General features: G+C 44.1%; 6 protein-coding genes. 1 reads left to right on the forward strand and 5 read right to left on the reverse strand.

Going from position 1 to position 13,534, the window contains the following annotated elements; genetic code table 11:
* Positions 1–39: 39 nt before the first annotated feature.
* The 5 genes from DQQ10_RS14140 to DQQ10_RS14160 form a co-directional block, all read right to left on the reverse strand.
* Entirely contained in the window at positions 40–2,463 is a 2,424-nt protein-coding gene (locus DQQ10_RS14140; RefSeq protein ID WP_112747520.1) for an ABC transporter permease, read from the reverse strand.
* An 84-nt stretch (positions 2,464–2,547) separates the two neighbouring features.
* Complete coding sequence (locus DQQ10_RS14145) at positions 2,548–4,902, reverse strand: ABC transporter permease (RefSeq protein ID WP_112747521.1); 2,355 nt, start codon at positions 4,900–4,902, stop codon at positions 2,548–2,550.
* A gap of 162 nt (positions 4,903–5,064) precedes the next feature.
* Positions 5,065–5,736: a uracil-DNA glycosylase family protein gene (locus DQQ10_RS14150; RefSeq protein WP_112747522.1), complete on the reverse strand. Its 672-nt coding sequence runs from the start codon at positions 5,734–5,736 to the stop codon at positions 5,065–5,067.
* A gap of 21 nt (positions 5,737–5,757) precedes the next feature.
* Complete coding sequence (locus DQQ10_RS14155) at positions 5,758–7,683, reverse strand: AAA domain-containing protein (RefSeq protein ID WP_112747523.1); 1,926 nt, start codon at positions 7,681–7,683, stop codon at positions 5,758–5,760.
* Positions 7,684–7,877: 194 nt separating this feature from the next.
* Positions 7,878–10,160, reverse strand: coding sequence for a patatin-like phospholipase family protein (locus tag DQQ10_RS14160; protein ID WP_245970416.1), 2,283 nt, complete (start codon positions 10,158–10,160; stop codon positions 7,878–7,880).
* A 113-nt stretch (positions 10,161–10,273) separates the two neighbouring features.
* On the opposite strand from DQQ10_RS14160, the gene DQQ10_RS14165 reads away from it, so the two are divergent.
* A complete protein-coding gene (locus DQQ10_RS14165; protein ID WP_133259651.1) occupies positions 10,274–13,534 on the forward strand; it encodes a UvrD-helicase domain-containing protein in 3,261 nt (1,086 codons plus the stop codon).

Raw genomic sequence — 13,534 nt, forward strand, 5'->3', positions numbered from 1 at the left:
ACAACCGCCCCGCGAAATACCCCTACGATGTTTTGAATTTTATTCGTTCCGCAGCGAATTGACCGGATTGCCCCGGCCAGCCCGGATCGCTTGAAAACTAATGGATAGAAATGCAATGGCCGTTGTAGTGACCAAGGCCATCAGTATCATCCACCATTGTACGTGAGTATGGTAAGCGAATTGTGACAGCCATTCCGTTAATAAACACCATGCAGCTGGGATGGCGAGGAGATTTGCAATGAGTACAAGTCGTAGAAAATCTTTGTTGAGCATTAATACGATGCTGGTCGTTGTAGCACCCACAACTTTTCGGATCCCAATTTCCTTAATCCTTTGCTCTGCAGTAAACGTTGCAAGGCCGAACAACCCCAAGCAAGCAATAGCCATCGCTAATGCGGTGAAGATGAAAAATAGAAAACCAATTTGCTTTTCTGTACGATGCTTTGCTTCGAAGTTTTTGTCTAAGAATGTGTATTCGAATGGTGCATTCGGCGCGTACTTCTTCCAAAGAAATTTCATGTAAGAAATGATTTCATCGTAGCGCCCATCTTTAATACGCACGGCCATCTCCCAATTCGGTTGTTTCCCGAGTACAATCGCCATGGGTTGAATCGGATCTTTTAATGACTGGAAATTGAAGTCTTGCATCACGCCGATTACTTCTTTCTCTGCACCATGTGGTCCGCCGTAAGCACTGAATAATCGAAGATGCCCAAAATGTTCGAGTCCCAACTTTTCTATCGCTTTTTGATTTAAGATGATTGCCGCAGTATCGGTGGGGAACTCTTGCGAAAAGAATCTTCCAATCACCATCTTGTATTGCATTGTTTTCAGGTGATCATAATCCATTTCATATACGGAGAGGATATAATCTTTCGAAGGTGCAGTCGTGCTAAATACATCTTGCCAATCGATGTTAGGAGGAAGTCGGTTGCAGTAACTCGCTGAAATAACGGCATCGTGCTTCAGTAGTTCCTTCTTGAATACAACGCCGTTTTGTCCGAGATTCTTGGTATGTAATAGATTGATAATATTCCGTTTGTCAAATCCTAGACTCACTTTCTGAAATAACTGGAGTTGATCATACACAGTTAACGTTGCTATGATTAATCCTGATGAGATAAAAAATTGAAAAACAACCAGGGCGTTTCGGATGCCATAGGAACGCATACGCGTTCTTATTCTTCCGCGCATTACGTCGATTGGACTGAATGTGGTGAGATAAAATGATGGATAGCTACCGGCGAGCGCGCCTAACACCACCACAAAGATCACGATGATTGTCAGGAAAGGTGCAGAAAGTAAAGTCGCGGCATGAAGGTGCTTATGTGTAAGTAGGTTGAATGGTGTTATGAAAACAAGTGCGAGGAAAAGCGCAAGACAAACCGCAGCGATTACATAGCAATATGATTCAAGTAAAAATTGCCCAACCAATCGTATATTCTGTGCGCCAACGGTTTTTCGTACGCCAACTTCTTTTGCGCGACTCGCCGAACGCGCAGTAGAAAGGTTCATAAAGTTGATACATGCCAGGAGTGTAATGAACACGGCGATAGCGGTGAATAAATAAACGTATTGAATTTCTCCGTTTACCTCGATCTCGTCTGTTAGGTGAGAATGCAGATGAATTCTTTTTAAGGGCTGCAAAAAATAACCAAGTTCGTTACCTTGAATTTTGAAGCGATCAACATTGACACGCCGCATTGCTTCTAATTCTTGCGTGATGTTATGTTTTACAAATTGTGAGAGTTTATCCGTGAGTACTTTTTCGTTTACACCGTCCTTAAGTTTGACATATGTAATGACTTTGCCCGTTATCCAACTGACGTGAGGCTCGTCATCCCAGCTGTCTAGCGAGAGGATGAAGCTATAGTGAAAATGGCTGTTTGAAGGAGCGTCTTCGGCGATTCCGCTAATTTGTGCCGTGTATCCTTGTGCGAGCACCATTGTTTTTCCAATTGGCGTTGTATCGCCAGCGCCTCGGTAATTGAAATACCTTCGAGCTGCAGAAACAGAAATGACAATTTTTTTCTTTCCATGAAGCACACTATCTGGATGTCCTTCAATCAATTTGAAATTAAAAAAACGGAAGAAGTTAGAATCTGCAAGCAGCAGGTTGGGCTCGGTGAAAGTTTTGTCTTCAAAACGCATCGGAAAGGTAGCCCAGCTCGCAATTCGGGTTACCATTTCTACGTCAGCAAGATCTTTTTGAATCGCAGGTGCCAACGGAAAGCCGGTCATCGTCGATTCAATTTTTTTTCCTTGCAGCGTTCCGCGGAAGCCTACACGATATGTTTTGTCGGCATTTGCGTGAAAGGTATCATAGCATAGTTCATCATAGATAAAAAGCGTGATCAATAGGCTACAGGCAATTCCCAAAGTAAGTCCTGCGAGGTTAATCAAAGAAAAACCTTTATGACGTACCATGTAACGCAGCGCAACCGATAAATAGCTTTTGATCATAGCGAAAAAACCGTACGCAATATACAACGCTATAGGATTTTTCGCGATAGCCTCAGCCCATAGGACTAGCGTTGTAAGTTGGTTTTACTCGCGTTTCAGCGCATTTACGGGGTTCGCAAGGGCAGCTCTCAGGGCTTGCGAGCTTACGGTGATCAAGGCAAGTGCCAACGCAATGATGCCCGCCCCAGCGATGATCATCCAATGGATGTCAATGCGATATGGAAATCTGTTGAGCCACATGTTGAAAGCAAACCATGCCATTGGCGCTGTGAACAGGAATGCAATGAACACCAACTTGGAAAATTCCCTCGACAAGAGCATCACCATTTGGGTCACCGATGCGCCTAAAACCTTTCTGATCCCAATTTCCTTCGTGCGTTTTTCTGCGGTAAATGCAGCTAAACCAAACAAGCCCAAACACGAGATGACGATGGCAAGAAAAGAAAAGATGTTAGCCATTGTGCCGATAAAACGAATGGTCGAGAATTTCTGGTCGAATTGTTCATCAGCAAATGCATAGGTGAATGGATATGCTGGGTTATATTTTTTAAAGATTGTTTCGATTTTTGCGAGCGTTTCCGGAAGATCTTTTCCTTTTGGAATACGCAACGTGTAGTGCGAAACCCACGACGGATCGAAGATGAACATTGTTGGATCTACGGCCGCATAAGGATTAGTCATCATGATATCTGGAACGACGCCCACAATGGTGAGTTCTTTATCGTCCCAAAGTACCCGTTCGCCCAGAGGTTTTTCCAGGTTCATGAGTTTTGCAGCTGTTTCATTGATAATAACGGATGCGGAATCTTGATGTGCAGGATCGAAGTCGCGACCTTCGATCGGCTGAATTCCCATCGTCTTCATGTAGTCGTACGATACCGCTACCGTTGCAAAGGATGCTTTCGTAGACGTTTCTCTCCCTGGCCATGTCACATTCATGTGTGCATATAACGAAGTGATCGGACTATTAGAAGATGTCAGCGACGTAATGAGTCCCTGGCTTAGTAGTTCTTCTTTAATGGGTGTGATGTTTTTTGTAATATCTTTTGTTTGATCGATCATCAACAGGTTATCGCGATCGTACCCGAGTGATCTTTCCATGCCATGCTTAATTTGCTGATAAAAGACAATCGTACCTACAATTTGAAAAATGGTAAAACTAAATTGTAAGGAAACTAAAATTTTTCGCGGTAACGCAGATCGTCTTCCACCGGTAAGTCCTTTGAGAACTTTCCCAGGAGAAAAAGATGATAAATAAAATGCAGGGTAACTTCCCGCGACCACGCCACAAATAAATACAACGATGAGGGCATACTTCCAAAAAGTAAAGCTGTCATAAGGAATGGTCAGGTCTCGGCCGACGATGTTGTTGAAGAAAGGAAGTGATATTTCGGTGAATCCAACAGCAAGAATGAAAGCCATGGCCGCGATGAGAATAGATTCCAAAATGAACTGCGCAATAAGTTGTATTCTCATAGAACCGATCGTTTTACGAATGCCCACTTCACGCGCCCTGCGCTCTGACCTTGCTGTTGCCAAGTTCATGAAGTTGATACATGCAATTAATAAAATAAAGCCTCCAACGATAATCAACGAATTGATAAACTCGATCGATCCGCCTACAGGTTGTCCGTTCGAAAAACGCGAGAGCAAGCGCCAATCTTTCAATGGATGAAAATACAGTTCGCTCAAAGAAGCGGTTGCATTTTGTTTGATCAGATTCTTATTCCTTTTGGCGACATCATTGATCGCGGCGGCATCGTGAAGTTGTATGTAAACTAAAAAGGCATTGGTCTCCCATTGTGTCGATACATTTCTTACCCAGGGTTGTGCATTTTCATAAGCCGAGAAGGGCATCAGATAATGAAATGATAACGAAGAATTAGAAGGAACATCGTCCAATACACCGGTTACGGTCATGTCGTGAATGTCATCGAGTCGTACGACCTTTCCCATGGGATCCTCTTTTCCAAAAAGCGCTTCTGCTGTTGATGCCGTGAGCACGATGGCCGATGGATCTTTCAACGCGGTGGCTATGCTACCGGAGCGCAAGGGGAACGTGAACATTTGTAGGAATTCTTGTCCAACGTACATCCCGGTCTGAATGACCTTTTGATCTTTGTAATTCAATAAATGATCGACGGCCCAATCGGTAGGCACAACGTACCGGATACCCGCATCGGCTCGCAGTGCTTCAACGCTTGGCAGTGGCATTGCATCATCGGTAACAATTTCATCGTTCGCAAACACATTTCGTTTAACGCTGTAGATATGCTCGCTATGCTCATGAAAAAGGTTGTAACTCTTCTCGTCTTCAGTCCACAACATAATGAGCACGCAGCTGGTCATCCCAACGGCTAGGCCAAAAATGTTAATGAATGAGAAGACACCATTCTTCGTCAGGTTACGAAGTGAGATTAAAAGAAAGTTGCGTAGCATAGGCCAGGTTTATAAACAGAATTACTTAATGCTGTTGATAATAGCAATACTAAGATGATGCCATTTTAAAACAGCGTTTTTACAGCAAAAATCAATACGGCCTAATTTTGGGCGACCAATGGTGAACGTAGACGCTCGAATTCGGACGAAAAACACACGGCATCAATAGTCTGCTTGCAATACTTTCAAGTATGATTGGATATAGGTGGCCACCATCTTCCGTTTGTATTGCATAATAAATCGTGGATGAGCGAGGGGTACGACCGATTTAAAGAATTTGTGTTTTGTATTCAAGGCACTCAGGTAGTGAAAGTTTTTACCTTCACCTAAGCAGAAGCAAACACGCGTATCAATATTGAATGTAAGTTGCTGTTCAAAGCAGCGAATGACGAAGGGTTCAATCGCGCGTTGAAGTTCAGGCATGTCGTAGTAGTTAAGATTCTTGTCTTCGCGGGTAAATCCCAAGGGGCTGATGGCGCTGATGTAAAAGTCGGCGTAAAATTTAGCTGGGCCACCATAAGCATTAATCATTGCATAGATGTAGTCTGCAGACAGTTCTACTTTTTTCTTTAAGTCGTTTGGAATGCCACATTCAACGGCGAGCTTCACGGGATCTGTGAACGGAACGCCGGTAATCCCACCACCAAATCTTCCTGGGTTGATGCCCACGATTAAGCGCCGCCGATTGGTGTCTGCATAGAATTTTTTATAGAATGCCGAACTTAAATACCATGCCGTGTCGTCTTGATATGGATTCATGACATCCAACTCAGCAGGTAGGGGTTCCGTTATTTCTAATGATTTATAAAACTTTAGAATGTCGTCGCTGAACATGCGTATGTCTTCACTGGTAAACTAAAAAGTTTCTTCAAATACACTTCGATAAAATTCCTTCGCTTGAACAAAGTCGAGTAGCGCAAGGTAAAATGGATGTGAACCCAATGTAGCGCTGTCGCCAATCATGATCAATTTCTTCTTTGCTCTTGTCATGGCTACGTTCGTCCGACGAATATCACCGAGAAAACCGACTTCACCCTTGTCGTTACTTCTTACAAAACCGATAACGATAACGTCTCTTTCTTGTCCCTGAAAAGCATCAACCGTATTGATTGAGATCAAGGAACGAATAGGCTCAAGAATGGCGGAAGCGTCGGCTAATTTTACGATGTAGTCGACTTGCGCACGATAGGGGGTAATGATTCCCATAGTGAACCCTTGCTGATGCCATTCTTCAATACCAATCTCTTGAATTAGCTTCTCAACTTTACGAATCACCAGGTCTGCTTCTTCTTTGTTAAAACGGCTGAGGGTTTCTGGATCTTGTTCTTCGGCATATCCGGCACCGGCAGTGTCGATGAATTCAACAGGGACTTGATTCGCGGCGAGTATTCTTCGCTTTACTGAGTCGTGCGCAATCAATTCATCCTTGTAAAAATGTTCTGAAGAAAATTGCATGATGTCTTCGTGCATCCGGTATTGTACTTGGAGCATGGCTGCACGTTCCGGATGTTTTCTAATACCTTTTTCAAAAAGCGTTTCGGCTAACCCCGACTTTGCTGCTTCGTTAGACTTGATTGTTGGCGGAAGTTGCAAGTGATCGCCTGCGAAGATGACACGTTCGGCACGGAGAATGGGAATCCATGACGCCGGTTCCAGGGCTTGTCCAGCTTCGTCGATAAAGGCGGTCTTAAATTTCTTCCCGCGCAACGTTGGATGAGAGGAACCGACAAGTGTACAACATATGGCCTCGCAATTTTGAAGGAGGTCGTTGATGATATAGAATTCAAGCATGTCGGCATCGTTCTTTAATAACTTTGCTTCCTGTAGCATTTGCTTTCGCTGCTCCCGCTCGTGGTAGCCGAAAGAACGTTTGAACTTGAGCGCCGTCGAACGAACTTGCTCCATGCGCTTTCTCAACTCACGGAGTTCGCCGTAGTTTTGATGTTGTGCGATGCGTGCATCCAATGTTTTACTGAGCGATTGTTCCGTCACGCGTGCAGGATGCCCGATGCGCAGAACATTCAATCCTTGTTCGCTGAGCTTATCGGCAAGGAGATCAACTGCTGCATTACTCGGTGCTGTAACGAGTACCTGTTTCTCTTGCTTGATTGTCATCGCAATTGCCTGAACCAGCGTCGTGGTCTTTCCTGTGCCCGGTGGGCCATGCACAAAAGCAACATCGGCGGTTTCAATAATTTTAGTAATCGCGCGCTGCTGACTTTCATTTAAGATGGAAGAGAAAGTAAGTGCAGGAACATCGTCGCGACGCACTTCACTTTCTGCCGTTCCCAATAAAATTTCACGGATCGCCGCCACACGGTTATCTTCCGCTTTCATCACTTCCTTCAACGCAAATTCCATCTCGCGATAGCTCATCTCGTCGAACATTACATCAATGCCAAGCATGCCGTCGTAAATCCACTCAGGTAATTCGTCGCCATTCACGGTGATGACCATCGTATTGTCGCGAACATAGTTCACAACACCATGAACGTTTTCTTTTTGTGGTTTCCCCGCGGCGTTTGAAAATACGGTCACTGATTTTCCACTTTGAAAAGCATGTGGTTTTTCTAAATGGTTCGTGCGTTCAATCTCGATGATCAATCGCTCTCCCGTGCCGATGTAGTCGCGTTTTAGTTTCACCGGATACCAAGTCGTTCCGTCTTGCGTGCGTTGCTGCAGTGAACGAAGGAGTACTTTTTGACGATAGTATTCAAGGTCAGCTTGCCGTTCTAGTTTGATCAATTCAAACGTATGAGCGAGCTGGTGTTGGCTATTCATGGATGAAACAAGTTAATCGTGTTGTAAAAGCGAGTAAACCTGCAACATTAACCCTTTCGGCTTACAAACAAAAATAACAGCAAACGTTTCAAGGCCATGGTTATACAAATGCGGCCATTCATTTCGCAAAGGCAAGCCGCATGAAGTTTTCCTACGGAATGGATAAACAATCGAAGGTCGAAAGTGAATACTCGCTATTCCAACAATCGAACAAGCCTTCGAATTTGCTCTTCGTTAGCCCGCGATTGAATGGAGTTTTCGATACCCTGCTTCTCGCGAGTCGTGAGTCTCCAGCTTAGTGATGCACGTGAATTATTCTGACGGATGCTGTCCATCTTTTGCAAGATGGGAATGAAACTTTCCGCTTGGTATTGAAGATCGACACGATCAATAGGTTGCTTGAACCATGAGCCCGCATGACTAATCAACATGTCGCTGGTGATGTCTTGAAAATTCTCGAAGTTGTTGTAAACGCTGCTGATGGGTTGTGTGATAGCGTCGATGACCGTTTGTTTTGCCTTCGGTGCAATGGCTGCAAGCTTTGGAGAATCACGAATTGAAACAATGACTACGCCCGATGTATTTTCACTTATCCATTCCCGATAGGCATACATAAAACGCACGGCATCGGAGAGTCCAAAATTATCAGAGATACCAGCATCCATAATTTGTATGGGAGGATTTGTTGGTAACGTGGTATTTGGCGTGATGTAAGGAAAGGTTGCGCTCATGCGTAGTGCCGAAAGGAAACGCAAATTGCTTCCTCCGTGGTTCTCGAAAATAGTTTGAAAATCAATGCCGCTCACTTTGGATGCGTGATAACCGGGAAGCGTGGCAATATCGGCATTCATGAATGTTACGGGGCGTGCAGCGATGTATAGTTTACGTCCATCGTTTACAATGGTGGGCGTCAAAATGATCATCGGAATCTGCGCGGCAAGTTCGGCGCTGTCGTATGCAGCAATTGGCTTGTCCATCGTGCGCTCGGTGATTTGATTCAATTGCTCTTCAAACGTGTACCCGCGGTCACGATAGTAGTAATTGCCACTATACTCAAATTTCGTAAAGCCTACGAATAGGTCGTTGGCAAGCAAACTAAATATTAATGGGTTGAGATTGTCAGTTGCTATTTTCTGTCGATGTGACACTGAGTATGGATGAACTTGCTCTCCCTTTATTTCGCGCAGCTTCAACTCGCGATAATAACTCGCGCCGATCAGTCCGCCAGAAGCGCCAGTGATCAAAACACTTTGGTTCATTAGTTTACCTTGTGTTAGACTATCTGCTGTCTGCAGCGTTGTTAGCGTCCACAGGGCAGCACGCTTTCCGCCACCGCTGGCACATAAAAATACAATCTTAGGTTTTGCCTGTGCGCCGAATTTCGCCCGCCAGTTTTCTAACATGACCAGCGTAGCCCGTCGATCTTTTTCAATGTGTGCACTGTCGTTGAGTTGCTGTAAGGTTTGTGTAGAATACTCGGCATGTTCGCGCAGGTAATTCAATCCGAAGGCTTCGTAACGCTTGGTGAAATAATCTTCACCAACCAGGTAGTTTACAAAGAGGAAAAGGATCAAAGCTACAGTTGCAGACCATCCTCCAAACCAATACGAAAATGCGCCCGCCATCATGACGAATATGGTGAGGAAGATGATGAAACTACTCGCTGCTGGCAATTGGAACGCAGCATAATCTTTGAAAATTCCGAGGATCATAACCGTGATCAAGATCAACAATTCGATCACCACTAAGTTGAAATGATTTTGGTCGAACACTTGAACGATGGTTGCGCGATCGTAGAAATGATAATCTTCAACTTTTCTGATCTTTAAATTATAGTCGATGTAGTTGTCGACGTGGACTTGCTTTTTCCGGGCGATATCGAGTTTTTTCATCGCACTCGCGCGCGTCACTTTTACATTTTGCTTCAGCTTCTCATCGATCTGGCAGACAACATATTTAAAAATGTCTTTATTGGTGAGCCAGAAGTATACGAAAAACAGCAGCGTCATACAGAAGAAACCCGTGACTAGCCCTGTAAGATTCCAGGCTAGATCGCTGCCCGTTGTGTATTCGTTGTTGATTTGAAAACGAATGATCTCATAAATATACGTCCCCATAAACAGCGCTGGTATCGTACTGTTGTTGATGGCGAATTTTGTAAAAGGCTTAGGCAATGTGCCTACAAAGGAGAATCGGTGACCATCGTTGATATAGCATGTGATATGAAATGCGGTGATAAATCCAGCACAGGCAACACCCATGATGAAGAAGCTCGTAAAGTTTACTTTGTTGAGGTACTCAGGGTCAAGAAAGAGGTAGGGAATACCTAAATATTTTCCAAAGCTTCCTGTAATCATCGCAAAAAGAATGATCCAGCATAAGATCAACACATGATTACGCTTGAAGTTGTTCAACAACAACTGAACAGGGAAGGAGTATGCAACCTGGGGTGCTAAAAAATAGAGCTTTCGCAGCATAGACAAGTATAATCAATTTACGAAGTTTTTCACGTTAAAAGATTTGCTTCCGAATAATTTTAGATTTGCGAAGTTGTTTTCGATTTTCGCAACTTATTATCCTTCCAAAGACTTTGTCTAAGCCGTTCATCATCTATCGAAGTTCTGCAGGTTCTGGTAAAACCCGAACCCTGGCAAAGGAATATTTGCTGCTAGCCTTGCGTTTTAAGTCTCAAGAATTTAAACACGTTCTGGCGGTTACCTTTACCAACAAGGCGACGCAGGAAATGAAGGATCGAATTCTCGGTTATCTCAACAAATTTGCAAATGGTGTTCCCGATGATTTGGCCGAAGAGCTCAAACGCGAGCTCAACCTCGACGACTTCTCCTTTCAACAGCAATCGCTAGATGTGCTGCAGGCTATTTTGCATGGTTACTCGCAGTTCTCGATTAGCACCATCGACGCGTTTTTTCAGAAAGTGATTCGTTCGTTCACGCGCGAAGCTGGACTTGCCGGTGACTACCGACTCGAGATCAGTCAAGATGAAGTACTGGTGGAAGTAATTGATGATCTGATCGATGAGCTTGGAAGTAATCAACAACTCACGGAATGGGTGGTGCGTTTTGCGCTCGACAACCTCGAAAATGAACGCGCATGGGATATCCGCAGAAGCCTTGGCGATTTTGCAAAGGAGATCTTCAAGGAGGGGTATAAAAGCATCGAGGATGAGGTAGAAACGAAGATCACCGAACCGAACTTCTTTAATAAACTTCTTCCTGAATTGCTAAAGACGCGTAACCAGTACGTTGGATTTATTCGCGAAAAAGCAGGAGAGGTGGTGCGGCTGTTCGACAAGCATGGTTTTGAACCGAAGGATTTTAAATATGCGGCAGGCGGCGTAAGCAACGTGTTTCGAAAACTATATGAGAACAACACGTTAAACTCGGCGTTCATAGACTTGTTAGACGGTGCACGTATTTCAAATGAGTACCAAAAAAGCGCCAACTGGGGTAGCGATAAGTCGCCCCATCGCAATACAATTAATAACCTCGCCGCTGAACGCCTCATCGCAGTGTTGAATGAGGTTGTGGATTATGCGAAGACCAACCTGGTGAAAGCCGTTTCTACCGAGATTGCCCTGAATGAGTTTTATTCCTTCGGGCTGATTGCAGACTTGTCGCGTAAACTTCGTGAGTATAAGAACGAAAATAATTTGATGCTGCTCGCAGACGCGCCGAAATTTCTCAACGGCGTAATCCAAGACAGCGATACTCCTTTTATATATGAAAAGGTCGGATCATTTTATAGAAATTATTTGATCGACGAATTCCAAGATACTTCTGGTTTACAATGGAAAAACTTCTTTCCGCTATTGGCGAACAGCCTAGATCAGGGTTATCGAAGTTTGTTGGTAGGCGATGTAAAGCAAGCAATTTATCGCTGGCGTGGTGGCGACCTTCGGCTACTCCAAGAAGAAGTAGAAGCGCAAATCGGGAAAGACCGTATTGATCCAAAATTGCTGGACAAAAATTATCGTAGCTCTGCGGCGGTGATTTACTTCAATAATGCATTGTTTAAAACAGCGGCGGCTATTGTGTCGCGCGAAACATCGAATAGCATTAGTGATCGTGTATATCAAGACGTAGCACAACAGGTAGCACGACCGTATGAAGGATTTGTACAAGTACAATTTGTCGATTCTAATAAAGATGATGACTGGCGCGCAACCGCCCTTGAGTCGATTCCAGCATTGTTGGAAAAACTTCAAGATACCGGCGTGCGTCTTAAAGATATTGCGTTGCTGGTACGTCGACGTGAAGAAGGCCAAGACATTGTAAAATATCTTATTGATTTCAAGAATTCGGATAAAGCGAAGCCGAATTATCAATACGACGTGGTGTCCAATGAATCGTTACGCGTCGATGGTGCGGCCACCGTGCGATTGATCACCGCGGTGATGAGATTTCTTTTGAATCCGGAAGACGATATCGCGCGCGCAGAAGTTGCCTACGAATATCATCGCATTCATAAAATAGAGCGCGTCTTCACGGAGATGTTTTCGGTTACGAATCAGACCGTATTCGATTCATTATTGCCACCATCTTTCGGCAAGCAAAAAGCGTATTTAAAAAAACTTCCACTATTCGAACTCACCGAAGCCTTAATCAGAATATTCGAACTTGAACATCAATCTGGTGAGTTTGCCTATATGCAAGCATTTCAAGATGCTGTATTGAAATTTTCAACGCGCGAACGAAATGACCTCGGTGCTTTTCTCGAATACTGGGAAGCGAAACGACACGAGGTTGTGATCAAAGTGCCAGACGATATTGATGGTGCACAGATCCTCACAATACATAAATCGAAGGGGCTTCAGTTTAAATATGTGATCATTCCATTCTGTTCATGGAAGTTAGATCACGAAAATATGCGCGAGCCGAAACTTTGGGTGAAATCCAATGAGCCTCCTTTCAATCAAGCTGGATATATTCCAGTAAAATATTCCAGCCGGTTGAAAAATTCCTACTTCAAAGAATTTTATGACGAAGAGTTTACGCGTTCGTATTTAGATAATTTGAATTTATTATATGTCGCATTGACGCGTGCAGAGGTAGGTTTGTTGGTGATGGCGCCATTGAAGGAAACGTGGAAGAAAGGTACGGCGAAGGCTGTCACCGAAATTCCGCACCTCTTGTACAACAGCATCATCGATAGCGAAAACCTTGCAAAGGATTACGATATTCAATCGCAGCTCTATCGTGTTGGGACGCAAGTGGCCTATGCGGATTCTAAAACGGAAGCGTCGGCAGCGATGATTCATTTGTCGGACTATCACTCAAGTGCGTGGAGCGATAAACTCGTCATTCGACAATCGGCGAAAGAATTTTTTCAAGGCACGTCTACACAACGCGATCGTATTAACTACGGTATTCATTTGCATGCTATTTTGTCGCGTATGCATTATGCGGAAGACATGCAACAAAAGTTTGATGATCTTGTTGCCGAAGGTATGATTGCTGAATCAGACAAGGCAAATCTCAAGGATCAATTGGATGAGTTGCTGAAGAATCCGGAGATCGCGAGTTGGTTTTCGAAAGAATGGGAAGTTCGAACTGAAGTGCCGATCATTCTTCCTGCGGGCGTCGAAAGTCGTATCGACCGCCTCATGATACGAAATAAAAGAGCTGTGGTCGTTGATTTCAAAACCGGCGAACCTCAGAAAACGGATCAGCGACAAGTACTGGATTATATCGATACACTGAAGAAGATGAATTTTACAGAAGTGGAAGGTTTCCTCCTCTATGTAAAAAGTGGTGAGCTTGTATCGGTTGTGCAGAAGAAAGTTAAGGCAGTTAAAAAGAAAGACGACCAACAACTTGGTCTGGGACTATAG

Origin of the sequence: Pseudochryseolinea flava, assembly GCF_003286915.1 — a bacterium.
Lineage (GTDB): Bacteria > Bacteroidota > Bacteroidia > Cytophagales > Cyclobacteriaceae > Ohtaekwangia > Ohtaekwangia flava.